Annotated in this window: 10 protein-coding genes; all 10 read right to left on the bottom strand. The window is 34.5% G+C overall.

Annotation, left to right across the window (positions count from 1 at the left end; all coding sequences use genetic code 11):
* Positions 1-38 precede the first annotated feature (38 nt).
* Positions 39-377 carry a carboxymuconolactone decarboxylase family protein gene (locus J3T98_RS00165; protein WP_267361823.1) on the bottom strand — a complete coding sequence of 113 codons (339 nt, stop codon included), beginning with the start codon at positions 375-377 and terminating at the stop codon, positions 39-41.
* A gap of 4 nt (positions 378-381) precedes the next feature.
* Complete coding sequence (locus tag J3T98_RS00160) at positions 382-579, bottom strand: hypothetical protein (protein ID WP_267361822.1); 198 nt, start codon at positions 577-579, stop codon at positions 382-384.
* Positions 580-601: 22 nt separating this feature from the next.
* A complete protein-coding gene (locus J3T98_RS00155) occupies positions 602-1,132 on the bottom strand; it encodes an RNA polymerase sigma factor (protein ID WP_065734375.1) in 531 nt (176 codons plus the stop codon).
* A 259-nt stretch (positions 1,133-1,391) separates the two neighbouring features.
* Positions 1,392-1,676 carry a YciI family protein gene (locus J3T98_RS00150; RefSeq protein ID WP_065734374.1) on the bottom strand — a complete coding sequence of 95 codons (285 nt, stop codon included), beginning with the start codon at positions 1,674-1,676 and terminating at the stop codon, positions 1,392-1,394.
* A gap of 128 nt (positions 1,677-1,804) precedes the next feature.
* On the bottom strand, positions 1,805-2,032 hold the full coding sequence (locus J3T98_RS00145) for a ChaB family protein (protein ID WP_267330175.1): 228 nt from the start codon (positions 2,030-2,032) through the stop codon (positions 1,805-1,807).
* Positions 2,033-2,242: 210 nt separating this feature from the next.
* Entirely contained in the window at positions 2,243-3,238 is a 996-nt protein-coding gene (locus J3T98_RS00140) for an MDR family oxidoreductase (RefSeq protein WP_267361821.1), read from the bottom strand.
* A 314-nt stretch (positions 3,239-3,552) separates the two neighbouring features.
* On the bottom strand, positions 3,553-8,898 hold the full coding sequence (locus tag J3T98_RS00135; protein ID WP_267361820.1) for an autotransporter outer membrane beta-barrel domain-containing protein: 5,346 nt from the start codon (positions 8,896-8,898) through the stop codon (positions 3,553-3,555).
* Between the two features lie 416 nt (positions 8,899-9,314).
* The gene (locus tag J3T98_RS00130) at positions 9,315-9,953 is read right to left on the bottom strand and encodes a TetR/AcrR family transcriptional regulator (protein ID WP_267337478.1); all 639 of its coding nucleotides are present in this window, start codon (positions 9,951-9,953) and stop codon (positions 9,315-9,317) included.
* A 181-nt stretch (positions 9,954-10,134) separates the two neighbouring features.
* Positions 10,135-11,367, bottom strand: a complete 1,233-nt coding sequence (gene sstT, locus J3T98_RS00125) for a serine/threonine transporter SstT (protein WP_065734369.1) — start codon at positions 11,365-11,367, stop codon at positions 10,135-10,137.
* A 203-nt stretch (positions 11,368-11,570) separates the two neighbouring features.
* Complete coding sequence (locus tag J3T98_RS00120; protein ID WP_267361819.1) at positions 11,571-15,977, bottom strand: autotransporter outer membrane beta-barrel domain-containing protein; 4,407 nt, start codon at positions 15,975-15,977, stop codon at positions 11,571-11,573.
* Positions 15,978-16,417 lie beyond the last annotated feature (440 nt).

Below are 16,417 nucleotides of genomic sequence, written 5' to 3'. Positions count from 1 at the left end.
ACAGTATCAACTTATCTTAAAAGATAAAAATGAAGGGATTAAGAAGTGGTTTCATCAAACAAACGTATAGCTAAAAAGCCATGTCCCATTGTTGCGCCGGCTCTTACCGCAGCAGCAATAGAAATTAACTCTGCTAACTCTTCTTTGCTTACACCTAAGCGCTTAGCGTTCTTACTATGAACTTCAATGCAATACGCACATTGTGTCGTAAGTGCAACAGCTAATGCAATAAGTTCTCTTATTTTGACTGGAATATGCCCTTCAGTCCGCTTAATCGTTATATGATCAAAATCAATAAAAGCTTGAGTTTCTTTAGGTGCATATTTCAATAAAGTAGTGACATATTTAAAATCATTAGATGATTGGTAATTACTCATATTGTTACGCTTTGTTATTTTTTAATTTATAAATTAATCCGCTAAACCAACATGCCGGACAGCCACGCAATAAAAATACAACACAAGCCAAACAAGCAAGCTTAGCAAATAAAGGAAACTGAAATAAAAAAAGTGCTAAAACTAGCATCAAGGCACACACGCCTCTTATTAAATGCAAACTTACAGAATTACGACAATACATAAACTCTCCTTTTTTAAATCTATTAATTTAGATAGGTTTTTGAATCCAACTTTTCTTTTATAATCATTCTTGCTCGATGCAATCTGCTTTTTACTGCCTCAATAGTGATACCCAATTTTTCAGCAACTTCGGGTGCACTATATTCTTCAATATCGCGCAAAATTAATACTTGACGATAGATGAATGGTAACGAACCAATAGCATTGGTTAAATCAATATGCAGACTCAAATCTGTATTTTGCATAGCGATGTTTTCTAGATTAAATTCACTATTAATACTTTTTGATTGTCTAGCTCTAAATAATCGATAACACTCCCTTTCAATAATTCGAAATAACCAGCTGGCGAAAGTCGCTATTGTTTTCAATGTGCCAATTTTTCTATACATTAGCCAAAGAGCGATTTGCACAGCATCTTCAACATCTTCAGCTGAAGAACAAGTTCGCCTAGCAAACCTTTTAATATCAGGTTGGCAAAGGATAAGTAATTGTTCTAAAGCTTGTTTATTGCCCATACAAGCCGCTTGAATGAGTTTTTCGTTTTTTAGGTTCATATAATTTAATTATTGTGAATTTTTTAATTTTGTTATGCTAAAAGTATCATTTCCTAAGATTTTTAAATAACATTTATTTGATTATATAGAGGATGAATAGTGGCAAAAGGATTCATAAAAATTTGCAATTTTAGATATTGATTAAATCTGCGTGCGGATTATGACGATCAATTAGTCGAGCAAATTCCTATCATATTTATGAAATTTTGAAGATATCACTAAATTGAATATTTAAGCTTGAATATTCAATTGGTAAGTATTAAATAAATGCTTCAAATCCGTTGGCATATTTAGTTGGTACAAATTCAATTATGTCGTACTCGGCAATTTGATAAATATAAAACGGATCTTCTTGCATTATTGCTAGTGCTTGTTCTTTACTTTCTGCACGACAAAGAATCACCCCACCAGTACGAGGAACTTTGCGACCAGAAGCAATAAAATGCCCTGATTGATAATGACGTTCTAGATAATCGATATGTTGCGGTAAGTATTTTTCTACTTCACTAATGGATTTCAGGTAGGTAAGAGAGAAAATAAACATTTTAATGTCTCCATTTAAAAAATAATAAGCCAACCATATATGTTGGCTTTGATTATACTAGTTTTTATTGAGCATCAATCATACACTATTATGAGAATGTTAAAAAAAAGTATACATCGTTAAAATTACTATTTTGCAACCCATTTGCCGTTTTCATCTTTATGATAAAGCTTTTCAACCGCTGACCAAGCAACACGAAAAGCAACTTGCTCTGGTGAACTATTGTCTCGTCGTTTTTTAGGATCTTGATACTCTTTTATGGCACTATTGAATGCTTCTTTAAAAATATCTTGAGCATGGACAGGTAAAACATGTCGAACAGATTCTGGTAAGTCATCTCGTGTTTGATAAGGCATATCACATTCCCCTATTTAAAATACTCAAAGAAAATTAATCATTCTAAACAGTCATTGCGAATTTTACTTTCAAAACAGCTAAAAGTAAATTTAGTCTGATATTATAGGAAATACAAGAATTATTACACAATCAATTGTGTTAATTTTTATCTGAATAGATCTAGGTACTAATAAAGTGTGTAAAATGACACCACTTTATTGCATATTGATTTACTTATTTACATCAACCACAAAGCGACCTTTAATTTTACTTGCGATCATCTTATTTGCCACTTCAATGCATTCATTTAATGCAATAGTCTGGGCGATATGAGAATACAGCTTTTCATCCATGTTTTCTGCTATTAATTGCCAAGCAGCTATTCGTTTATCATAACTAGCCATCACACTATCCACACCAGCTAATGTCACTCCTCGTAAAATAAACGGTGCAACCGTTGCAGGGAAATCCATACCTTGCGCAAGACCACAACAAGCAACAATACCACCATATTGAGTTTGTGCACAAATATTGGCTAATGTATAAGAGCCAACCACGTCGATTGCTGCAGACCATAACTCTTTTTGTAACGGTCGATTAGGCTCTTTCAAAGATTGACCATCAATAATTTCGACAGTACCAAGTTTATGCAGATAATCTTCATCTGCCACTTTGCTAGTGGAGGCAGCAACCTGATAACCTAATTTACTCAATAACGCGACAGCAACTGAACCTACACCGCCTGTCGCTCCCGTAACTAAAATCTTGCCATCTTCTGGTTTAACGCCAAAATCAATAATGCGTTTCACACATAATGCCGCTGTATATCCCGCCGTGCCAAGCACCATGGATTGATAAGGAGTCATATTTTTCGGTAATGGAATTAACCATTCTGATTTTAAATAGGCATATTGCCCTAAACATCCCCAGTGCGTTTCACCACATCCCCAACCATTTAAGATGACAATATCCCCTTTTTGATAGTGACCATTTGCACATTCAATGACACTACCCACGCCATCAATACCCGGTATCATTGGCCATTGTCTTACAACCGGGCTTTTGTTAGTCAGTGCTAACGCATCTTTATAGTTGATACTTGAATAGTGGACTTGGAGTAGTGTGTCGCCTTGTTGAGCAAGTAATTGTTGTTGAGGTACGGCTTTTATTGAATGGGTAAAACCGTGAGTATCATTTTTTTCTAATACTATCGCTTTGAATGACATGGTTATTCCTTATTACGTTTGGCAGTATAAGATTTGCTAATTTACTCAATAGGTCGATCAGCAAGTCAGTTAACAGGCTGATTTCGTATAACTAGACAATTGGTCTAAAAATTATAGACCAACTGTCTTGTCTATTTCAATCAATATCATTCAATCTATTAGATACGTAAAAAATGGTATTAACTGTTTTTATCAATGTGGTTAATTTTAAGGTCAATTCTTCTAGCATAAATTTGTAAGATTGTTTTCATATAAAAAAACCGATATTTGTTAAGATCACATAATATCGGTTTAGTCTGTGTTTATTATGCTATTTACCAGTTAGCTTTGATGCCTATTGAACCATTGATTGGAGCTTTTACTCGGGCATTTCCACCATTTGACCAAGTATGACCCAATTCGCCATAGGCGGTTAATTGATTATTAATGTCAAAACTTCCACCAATAGCCAATTCGGTACTGGTGTGTGAAGCTCCACTTCTGATTGATGTTGTGTAACTCGGTGTAGCAAAATGTGTATGATCATCTCCGTTCGGCGAATAGAATAGGTTTGCTCTTGCATAAGGACGTAAAGTGCCTAGGTCAAGGTCAACTTCGTTTTCGACTCTACCCCCAATACGGAATAGCCAAGCATTATTGTTACTGTGTTTGACTGTTGTGTTACCTTTTATATGGCTTTTATCCAGATCAAGCCATTGGTGTATAATTTGTGCTTGAGGTTCTAGCTTCCAACCATTATCAAATAACGTAAAAGGTTTACCAAATTCGACTGAAGCGGTGCCGCCATAACCTTTTTGTTTGCTGTCGGCGTTACTGTTTGGTTTGATATTGACTTTATGTCGAGCCGCTTGCAAGACGAGATCGACATAACATCCGTCATCATGGGTATATGTACCATAAGCACCGATAAAATACGTGTTCGTGGTATTTTTTCCAACATGTCCATTTACACCACTGGCAAACCCGTTAACTTTTAAATCACCGTAGAGATAACCCCAATAAGCACCAAAACGCCAATGATTAGTCTGCCAGATATCACTACCTAATTGTAAACCGGTGTGATTTCCTTTGCTGTGAGTATTCAATACGCCATTTTGTTTTATATCGTTGCGTGCAGCAATGATTCTACCCCACGTGTTTGTCTCTTCGTTGGTTGGTGTATTACCAATGCGCTGATGTAGATTGCTGAGCATGATAATATCAGCTTGGCGTAATTGTTCACCAACAGCTGAATAGAGCGGTACTTGTTTTCGATAGGTTATGCGTCGGTTATTGATATTCGTTTTATCTTCTTGTTCATGATTTGAACCAATAATATGGTTTAAGTCATTATTATTTTCTTCATTGCCCGATTGATGATTGTTGGTCGAATCATTATTGGTTTTATCTTTATTTTGATCTTCAGATTCTTTCTTCAAATAGGAGCGTAAATACCAATTTTCGTTTTGCTTATTCAGATCCCCTTTATAAAGATAATATTCGTAGGCACCGGCTTCTAAATGTCCACCTTGAAGATTGAAAGCATCATTAGTGCTGCTTCCTGTTACATTCACAATTTTAATGCCGTTTGTGTTTGTGGTGTCAGCCCCAATCCCATTGACATTATTTATCTGTATTTGTGTTTTTCCAGTGACATGACCATTCACATTTAGTCTATCGGTATCGCTTTCGCTGCCTTGTACAACAGTATCCAGTATTAATTTACCATTGTTGCCGACATAGTCACCGTTGATGATTAAATTTTCCCCAGCATTTGCATTACTAAGCGTAATGGTGCCTGCATTATTCACATTACCGTTTACCGTTGCTTGATTTAATGATCTTTGTAATTTCAAAACCGCATCCGAGTTTAGGTTGAGGTTTTGTGTATCTAAATCACCGGTTAATGTGAAAGTTACCGCTTGTCCCACATTGATGTTTTCCCAATTAAGAACAGAAACATCGCCAATACGTCCTGTACTTGTTGATGATCCCGTCAGATTTTGGTAAAGATTGAGTGTATCGGTTGAAGTTGATTGTGCATTACGAGTCACATCACTACCACCATCAATAATGGTGAGATCGGTCACATTTGCATTTTTATGAATGGTCAGCGTATTATTACCTGTGCCAAGCTGAATTAGTCCACTGACTTTTGAACCATCATTTAGGGTAATGATCGCATCACTAATTTCATTTTTGATTGATGCGCCTATTACGGCTGAAACATCTGCCCCCGCATTGAGATTTAGATAGGTTTTTGTCCCTACGTTGCCTGATGAATAGATACCCGCACCAGGCCGGCTAAGTTGGTTTTCTCCCTTACCAATTACTGTACCAGCGATATCAATTCTGGTAAAGCCTGTCCCGTTGTTGGTGACATTAATCCCACTATTTAGTCCAATGATGCTACCCGCTGTTTGCGATAAGATGAGATCACTCGATGTGTTGCCATTTTTCACTAATATTCCTGATCCATTGTCACCATTGACTTTCCCCGATACGGTAACGGATGAAAAACCGGTACCTAAATTAGTCACATTAATCCCATTCTCCGAGCTGGTTATGCTACTTGTTGACTTCTGATCAATATAGAGATGTTGAGCATTATTTTTATTCGAGGCAGAGATCGCATCGCCGTGTCCTGCTTTAATGTTCCCTTCAACAGTAATGGTTGTCGATCCCTGTCCTTGGTTAGTCAGATTGACACCATTTTTACTTCCCTGAATATTTGCATGATTTTGAAGCGAAAAGGTTAAATCTTTGGTTGTTGTGTCATTTGCTACAATTAATGCATCTAAAGAATGACTTATGACGCTTCCATTAATGTTAATAGAGGTTGAGCCATGACCTTTATTGACTAAATTGATACCATTAAGTTGTCCTTGAATAGTGGCATTATTATCGAGTATGACCGATAAATCTTGAGCAGTTGTATGATTTGAAGCAACGACCGCATCAAAAGTTGAACCGGTTACATTTCCGCTTAATGTTATATATGATGAACCTTGCCCTTTGTTGGTAATATTGATACCGTTTTTTTTGCCTGTAATGTCACCGCCTATATGATTTATCTTCATATTTTGGGTTTTTACATCGTTAACGGCATATAATCCATCGTATTGTGCACCCGTTACTGATCCTAAAGTAGTAATGTTAGTGTCACCAAGCCCGTTGTTTGCCATATTGATACCATTTAATTCACCATAAATATCCCCAGATGATTGCTTAACGGTTAGATCATGTGATTTCGCGCCGTTTAACGCGTACATACCATCATTATTTTGACCTTTTATTGTGCCAGCGGTTGAAATTGAGGTCGATCCATTCCCATGATTTGCAATGTTGATCCCATTTTTATTCCCTTTAATGCTTCCAGCGGATTGATTAATGGTTAAATGTTGGGTATTGGATTGATTTGCTGAATATAAACCGTCATTTTGATTGCCAATCACTTCGCCTGATGTGTTGATTGTGGTTGAGCCTTTTCCGCTATTGGCCATATTAATGCCGTTTAAATTACCGTTTATTTTTCCTTGTTCTTGATTGACGGTAATGTTTTGCGTATTGATATCATTAAAAGCATACATACCATCGTTATTTTTACCAATTATTTCACCCGATGTCGTAATTTGGGTCGAGCCGTTCCCTTTATTTGCCATGTTAATACCATTCTTATTACCTTGAATGCTACCGTCAGATTGTTCTACGATAAGGTTTTGAGTGGTATTTTCATTAATTGCATACATGCCATCACTTAGGTTGCCTATCACAGTTCCTTTAGTTGTAATAAATGTTGAGCCTTTCCCTTTATTTGCAAGATTAATGCCATTTAAATTGCCGTTTATTTTTCCCTGTTTTTGATCGACGGTAATGTTTTGCGTATTGATATCATTAAAGGCATACATACCATCGTTATTTTTACCAATTACTTCACCCGATGTCGTAATTTGGGTCGAACCGTTCCCTTTATTTGCCATGTTAATACCATTCTTATTACCTTGAATGCTACCGTCAGATTGTTCTACGATAATGTTTTGAGTGGTATTTTCATTAATTGCATACATGCCATCACTTAGGTTGCCTATCACAGTTCCTTTAGTTGTGATAAATGTTGAGCCTTTCCCTTTATTTGCAAGATTAATGCCATTTAAATTACCATTGATTTTTCCGCTGTTTTGTTTAATGGTTAGATCTTGTGTGTTGGCATCATTAGCCACATACATACCATCATTCTGATCGCCAATGACATCACCAACGGAATTGATGGTGGTTGATCCGTTTCCATGATTGGCAAGATTGATACCATTAAGTTTACCATGCACAGTACCGCCTGATTGATGTACAATTAGATCTTGACTGCTATTGCCGTTAATGGAATAGAGCCCATCATTTTCAGTACCAATAATTTCACCTAATGTGGTGATATAGGTTGAACCTTTACCATTATTCGCCATATTGATGCCATTTCTCTTACCTTGAATTTTTCCTGCTAATTGATTGAGAGTAAGATCATGAGCGTTGGTATCATTGGTGTTGAATAGCCCGTCATCTTGATCACCAATGACATTACCAGAGGTCGTGACAAGTGTTGAACCACGACCATAATTATTCATGTTAATGCCGTTGGTACTACCATGAATAGTGCCTTCTATTTGATTGACGGTGAGATCTTCTGTTTGTTCATAGTTAATGATAAACATTCCATTTGTGGTTTGGCCTTCAATATTTCCAGACGCATTAACCAAGGTTGAGCCTATACCGTCGTTAATAATACTTGCACCATTTGAGTATCCTTTGATACTACTGCCCTTCATTTGTGTAACGTTTATATCTTTGGCGGTTTTATCGTTATGTACGTAAATTCCTTCATTGTGGGCGCCAATGACTTCGCCAGAGGTTGTGACACTTGTCGATCCAAGCCCGCTATTGTTTGCATAAATTCCGTTGGCGCCGCCAGATATACTACCTACTAGTTGTATAACTTTAAGATCCTTTGAATTCTTATCATTATTAGCTTGTATTCCGTTAGATTGCTCACCGACAACCTGTCCAGATGTGGTGAGTGTTGTGGTTCCATTACCTTTATTTTCGACTTCAATACCATTATTTTTGCCTTGAATAGTACTGTTAGCCATTTGTGTGACTTTTAAATCTTTTGTAGTATCAGTGTTTTTTACGACAAGTCCATTATCCGATTTTCCTGTTATGACACCTGACAGCATGATATTACTTGAACCAATACCGCCGTGAGAAATGTTTACACCACTATTTTGACCGGTTATTGAGCCAGCAGCTTGGTTAAAGGTGAGATCAGTAGTGTTGGTATCAGTTGATAAGTCGTATCCATCACTTGCGTTTTCAATGTCGTTTGATATTGTAATGATTTTTGTGTTAGCAAAGGGACTGATACCGGCACGTTGATTAATAAAATTTTGTTGATATTTGTCATTGTATGACAAGTTTAATGATTGATTGATGATGCTCTTTTGAATAGGTATGTCATTTTTTAAATCGTTGGCTGTGTCATTTGCATAGCTGTTAGATGTTAACACAGAAGTTAAACTAACGACTGTCAGCAAATTAACCGAAAAACTTTTACCTTTTGATTGAGTTTTTTCCGAAGTCGGAACATAACTTTGACGAACTGCATTCCAGATAAGCTTATAGACTTTGTTCATTATTTCCTCTCACTTAATCAGAGATGATTCTATTTATGTAAAATATAGCTTTTAATTGAAGATGCTGTTAGAGATTAACCAAATGAAAACTGATCCTTCATTTAAGAAGACAAAAAATAACCTATTGAAAATTAAAAACATTATTTAAAGACATTTATGAATACAAATAAAATAGCTTTATTTACAAATAAAATGGTGTCACAAAGTACAGGGTGGAAAGATTAACTATTGAAATTATCGATTTTTGCTTAACTAGCTAATTTGACAATTCGTTTTTATTTGTATCATATTGCCTAAAGATAGGCAATCGAAATAATGCAAAGTGTCTTTTGATGGTCGTTATTGTGTTTGTAAAATAAGATGGCGTTTGTAAAATAAGACGGCATTGGTAAATAAATCAAAATTAACTTTTGATATTAATTGATGATTTTATCAAAAAAAAGTTGCATAAACAGATCTAAAGGTTGTGATTTTTTTATTAATTTGCTTCGAGTTACTGCACCTTCCCAACCAATCCAAAAAAATTCTGCAAGTGCTTTGCAGTTGGCTTGTGAACTTAATTCTCCAGATTGTTGTGCCAGTAGTAAGCATTTTTCAAGTTTGGCTTGCCAATTTTGTAAAATTTGTTCAAGTATTTGTGCATACCCATCCGGTAATAACGATTCTTCTTGTATCAATTCACCGATTAGGCAACCTCGATTAAAATCATATTTTGCCATACCTTGCTTTGCATCTTCATAAAAAGCTAAAATTCGATCAATAGCTGAACCAATCGATGAATTGGTTAAATGCTTATCTAATTTGTGAGTAAAAAAACTGTCATAGCTAGCTATAATTGCTATTCCAAAGTCTTCCTTACTTTTAAAGTAATGATAAAAAGAACCTTTGGGGACTCCTACCTGCTTTAAGATTCTTTCAATGTTTGATGAAATATACCCATAAGTAGTCATCAACTCTACTCCACTACGAATCAAGGCAGATCTTGTCTCATTACCTTTTTTTGTATTACCTATTCTTGTAGGTGTTATTGCAAAAGTATTTTGATTAATTGACATAGAGTTCCAACATATTAGGTGAATATCAATGATTGAGCTTTAAATTATGATAAATAGTCATATCACTAAATGCAATAATTGGCCTTGTGATTAAACCTTTTTAATTGTAAAAAAGCCTGATAAATTTATTATTTATCAGGCTATTAAAGTAAGTACAAACTAATTTCTAAATATCAAAAAACTATTTTGTTTCATTACGTTTTACTTTTTCTGATACTGCACCAATAAATACAACATCACTTGATGAATTAAGCGCAGTTTCAACCGAATCTTGAATAACACCAATAGCTATACCGATACCAATGACTTTAGCTGAAATTTCGTTAGGTATTCCAAACATGCTACAAGCGACAGGAATAAGCAGTAATGAACCACCTGCGATTCCTGATGCACCACAAGCACATATACTCGTCACAATACAAAGTAATACTGCAGAAAGAATATCAACGTCTATATGCAAAGAATTTACGGTAGCTAACGTTAGAATAGTGATAGTAATTGCCGCTCCTGACATATTAATTGCTGCGCCCAGTGGTACAGCGACAGAATAAGTATCTTCATCCATTTTTAATTTTTTACAAATTTCGATATTAACTGGAATATTTGCTGCTGAGCTACGAGTAAAGAAAGCAGGAATAGCACTATCTTTTAATGAGGTAAAAACCAATGGATACGGATTTTTACGCATTACAATATAAGCTAATAATGGATTAATAATCAATGCCACAATTAACATACAAGACACTAATACAACTAATAGATGAGCATACTTAAGTAATTCACCAAATCCTGTTTCTGCAAGTGTTGAAGCAACCAAACCAAAAACCCCTAATGGAGCAAAACGAATAATGATTTTTACAATGAATGAAATTGCTAAAGAAAGATCGCTCATCATCGTTTTGGTTGTTTCACTTGAGTGTCTTAATGCAATACCAATTCCGACTCCCCAAACAATGAGCCCAATATAGTTAGCATTAACAAGCGCATTAACAGGATTGTCTATCATTTTATTTAGCAGAGTTTTTAATACTTCAATAATACTACCTGGAGGCGTTAATTTGCTCTGATCCGCAGCATCACCTAATGAAATATCAGAAGGAAAGATGAAACTAGCAATAGTTGCTAACAAAGCGGCCAACATCATACCCGAAAAATATAGGGCAAAAAGTTTACCCATATTAGCGCGTTTACCACGTTGGTGATTAGATATTGACGCAATAACTAAAATAAGTACCAAAATTGGCGCAACGGATTTTAAGGCATTAATAAAGAGCGAGCCAATAAAAGACATATTTAACGCAACTTCTTGAGAAATTGCTGCTAATGTTATACCAAAGAGCAAACCCAAAACAATTTGAGGAATAAGCCCTACTTTAAAATAAAAACGCACCAAAGGATTGGTTGAATGAGTCATGGAACTTCCTTATATAGCAAAACGATGCAAAAACATTACCATAAATAAATCTTAAAACTATAAAAAAATTATTATGATAACTATTTTTTATATGACTTAGATTAATTATTAAGATTAATTATTTTAAATGAATAAAGAAAAAACCGATACTTTCTATTAAAAGTATCGGTCAGGAAGATAAACAACTTAGTTTATTACTCGTGTTACCAATTAGCTCTTATTCCTAAAGAGCCATTAATTGGCGACTTAACGTTTGCATCACCACTATTGGACCAAGTATGACCAATCTCAGTATAAGCACTAACTTGATTATTAAATTCATAACTACCACCGATAGCTAATTCCGTGCTTGTATAACCAGCACCACTATTAAATTTAGTTGAAGCTCTGGAACAATCAAATCTTATACGATCTGAACCATCGGGCGAATAGTATAAATTTAAACGAGTATAAGGACGAAACGTTCCTAACTCTGACTGGAAATGATTTTCAAGTCTAGCACCCACTCGGAAAAGCCATGAATCATTATGACTTTGTTTGACGGTGGTATTACCACTTATATGACTATTATTAAGATTCATCCATTGGTGAATAATTTGAAACTGAGGTTCAATTCGCCAATCATAATAATTTAAATCAAATGGTTTACCGACTTCCGCGGAAGCACTTAATCCTTTTCCCTTTTGTTTACTATTTTTATTATAATTTGGTTTAATGTCTACTTTATGACGCCCCCCTTGGAACACCAAATCTAAGTAAGCCCCATTCTCATCCATATAGTTACCATAGAGACCTAAGAAATAACTATTTGAGCGATTTTTTCCTACATATCCTTTCATACTACTGGCAAAACCATCAACATCTAAACTACCATGTAAATAACCGAAGTAACCACCTACACGCCAATAGCTATCTTCTTCTTTCCAGATATCGCTACCTATTTGGAAACCAGTATAATTCCCTTTGCTATGTGTATCAGCTATGCCATTTTGTTTTATATCTGTGCGCTCAGCGATTATTCGTCCCCAACTAATTTTTGAGTCTGGTAGTAAAGTATTACCAATACGTTGATGCATATTTGCTTGCATAATTAAATCAGCCTGACGTAATTGTGCCGCTACCCCAGCAAACATTGGTACTTCTTTACGATAAGCAACCTTATTCGGAGACACTGGATTAACAGGTTGCTCTGGGTTTGTTGGGTTTGTTGGGTTTGTTGGGTTTGTTGGATTGGTTGGATTGGTTGGATTCGTCGGATTAGTTGGATTAGTTGGTTCAGTAGGTTTACTAGAACGTAAGTACCAGTTATTATTTTGTTGATTAATATCGCCTTTATGTAAATAGTATTCATAAGCGCCCACATCTAAATGTGATCCTTCTAAATTAAATGCATTGTTCGAACTTACACCATTAACATTGACAATTTCAATACCATTCGTTTTGCCAGTATCTGCACCTAATCCACCAATATTGGTTATTTTAACCAATGTATTTCCGGAAGCATTCCCTCCAATAAACAACTTATCAGTTGAGCTACTACTATCTTGCAATACTGTATCAAGCAAAAGCTGACCATTATTACCAATATAATTACCGGTTATAGTTAGATGATCTCCAGTAAAATTATTATTCAGCGCAATAGTACCACTATTATAAACATCGCCACTTACCGAAGCTTGATGTATCCTTGGAACAAAATCTAAAATAGCATTTGAATTTAGAGTAAGCTTATCGGTATTTAAGTTACCAGTTAATGATAACCTTCCGTTTGAACCAACATTGATATTTTCCCAGTTAAGAATCGCTACATCACCACGAATACCTACTGAATCAGAAGATCCAACTAGATGGGTACTAAAATTAAGAACATCCATTTCATTCGATGAACTAGCTCGAATATTTTTACGTCCACCATCAATCATGGTTAAATCTGAAATATCAGAGCCTTGATTGATATTAAGCGTATCATCACCTGTTCCTAGCAATATTTTACCACTTACTTTAGAACCACTATTTAAATTAACAATAGAATTGGTCACATCATTTCTTATTGCAGTACCAAGAACAGAATAAACATTAGCACCATCATTAAGGTTAATATTAGTTGTTGTGTCTGATTTACCCGTTGTATAGATACCCGCATCTAAATTATTGTTTACATCGGTCCCATTCGCATAAACCGTATCATAGATATCAATAACCGTTGAGCCAGTACCACTGTTATTGATTGTTATTCCATTATTTTTACCAAAAATTGTTCCAGAATTTTGTTTAACATTAACATCAGTGCTTGTACCACGATTATTAATAACTATACCAGCTTGTTGTTCACCACTAACCGTTCCATAAGTAGTAATAGTTGTAGAACCAGATCCTGTATTCTCTAATTCTATGCCATTTATTAAACCATTAAGACTACTGGTTGCTAATTGTTGAACAGTCAAGTTAGTAGCATTATTTTCATTTATAGCATAAATAGCATCATCTTGATCAGCTTCAATGTTGCCATTTAAGAGAATTTTTGTTTCGCCATTTCCTTTATTTGTTAAATTGAGTCCTTTATTATGGCCCTTAACAAAACCTGAGTCGTTCAAAGAAACAATTAAGTTCTGTGCCGCAACATCATTAAGCACAAAAATGCCATCAGAATTATTACCAAAAACCTTACCTGCAATTTTTATTTCAGTCGTTCCACTTCCTTTATTGGTTACATTAAGTCCATTATAATTACCTGTAATCGTACCTCCAAATTGATCAATATTAAGATTATTGGCTGTACTATTATTTAAAACGAACAAACCATGTTGTTGAACACTCTCTAAATCGCCTGAAGTTTTGACACTTGTTGAACCGACACCATTGTTAACTAAATTAACCGCATTTAATAAACCTTTGATTTTTCCTGCTATCTGAATTAAATTTAAGTGACTTGATTGCGTACCATTTTGAACTACAACGCCTTCATTAATATCGCCTGTTACTGAGCCACTAAGATTAACATTTGTATTCCCTTTTCCATTATTGGTTAAATTAATGCCACGAAGTTTGCCAGCAATACTACCTGCTGATTGGATTATCGTTAAATCACCTGATGCATTACCGTTAGTAACCACAATACCATCATTTTGATCACCAATAATATTTTTAGCTGTTTGAATTGACGTATATCCCTGTCCATTATTCGTTACATTTATGCCATTAAGATTTCCATGAATTGTGCCATTTGACTGAATAACGCTCATATTAGAGGTTGTCGAATTGTTATTGATTGCCCTAATTCCATCGTTTTGAGCACCTTCAACAACACCAGAAGTTGAAATGATCGTCGACTTTTTACCATTATTAGTGATATTTATGCCGTTATTATGACCTTTAATCGTACCTGATATCTGATTTAATTTTATATTACTAGAACTAGTTCCATTTACAACTACAATACCATCTTGTTGATCACCCTGAATATTATTTTTAGTTGAGATAGTGGTATCACCATTACCATTATTCAATAAATTCACACCATTCACATGACCATAAATACTACCGCCTAACTGTCTTAAAGACATAGCAGTTGATGTATCTGAAAGATTTTTAGCAACAATACCATCAATTTGCTCACCTGTTACCGAACCAGAAATGATTAAATCACTAAATCCATTACCATTATTAAGAATATTAATACCGTTATTATGACCTTTAATTTGAGAATCAGCCATTTGCGTTAAAAAGACATCTGATGTTGTACTTGACGACTCTGAATAAATTGCATCATTATTACGACCTTCAACATAACCAGCAATGGTGATATCAGTTTGTTCCTTACCATTATTATAAGCGGCCAAACCATAACTTTGCCCACTAACCGTACTACCATCATATTGATTAATTGTAATATTCTTGCTATTAGTGCTATTTTTTACAAATATACCTTCACTACTCAATCCATTCACATTACCGGAAACAATGATTTCAGAGATACCATTACCTTGATTTTCAGCACTTATTCCACGATTATGCCCTTCAATACTGCCTCTTGATTGATTAATAGTTAAATCGGTAGATTGAGTCCCATTGAGCACTGATATACCGTTATCCTGATTACCAGAGATTATTCCAGCTGTATTAATAATGGTTAAACCTTTACCATTATTAGTAGCCTCTATGCCCGATTTACTCCCTCTCGTTTCACCACTCACTAATTGTGTTATTTTGATATCTTGTGAATTGCTACTATTTTGAGCATTAATTCCATCCCCTCCGTTACCAAAAACTTTCGCTAATGTATTGATGCTCAAAATACCATTGCCATGGTAATTAATTTCTACCCCATTTTTACTACCTGTAATAGATCCATCAGATTGGACAAAAGAGAAAATATCAGAAGAATTTGTATTTTCATACCCATTACCGTTGGGATTATTTACATCACCGGTACAAGCCTGATTATTTGGATCGCTAGTAATACACTGAGCAAAGCTTGGATTTGTCATTGCTAAAGTTATGCTCGTTGTAGTAATAAATTTGATTAGAGATGCTTTACCTTTAAATTTTCCTTTCCTTGAATTACTAACAGCATATTGTGAATTCAAAATTAACTTATTTATTTTATTCATATTTTATCTCACTAAATCTTTTATTGGTTATAATCCAATTTTTAATTTAAAAACATGAAAAACTTAATTAATGAAACTCTTGAATAATGTGATCCTTACATTTCAAAATAAATACTGGATTTATTTTTTAAATAACTTGGATAACATGTTAATAGATAAAACAATTATTACTTTATTGAAAAACAAAGCTCAAAATTATTTTTAAATATTTAAGATGGAAAAAAGAAAAGTATTGATAGTTCAGAAATATTAAGGAATTAACCTTTCAAAAAAATGAACTATCAATTGCTAGTTGTACCATATACCATTAAAAACAACAATAAAATTATAAAATTTTACATATAATAATGTAAAGTTTCTTAAAAAACTGCTAAACAATATTCTAATTCGAAAGCAATTATAGAAAATTATTGTTAAAAATTAGTCAATAACATAATTTA

The sequence above is a fragment of the Gilliamella sp. B2772 genome (assembly GCF_026536985.1).
GTDB classification, from domain to species: Bacteria; Pseudomonadota; Gammaproteobacteria; order Enterobacterales; family Orbaceae; genus Gilliamella; species Gilliamella apicola_E.
This window is presented reverse-complemented; position numbering and strand designations above follow the sequence as displayed.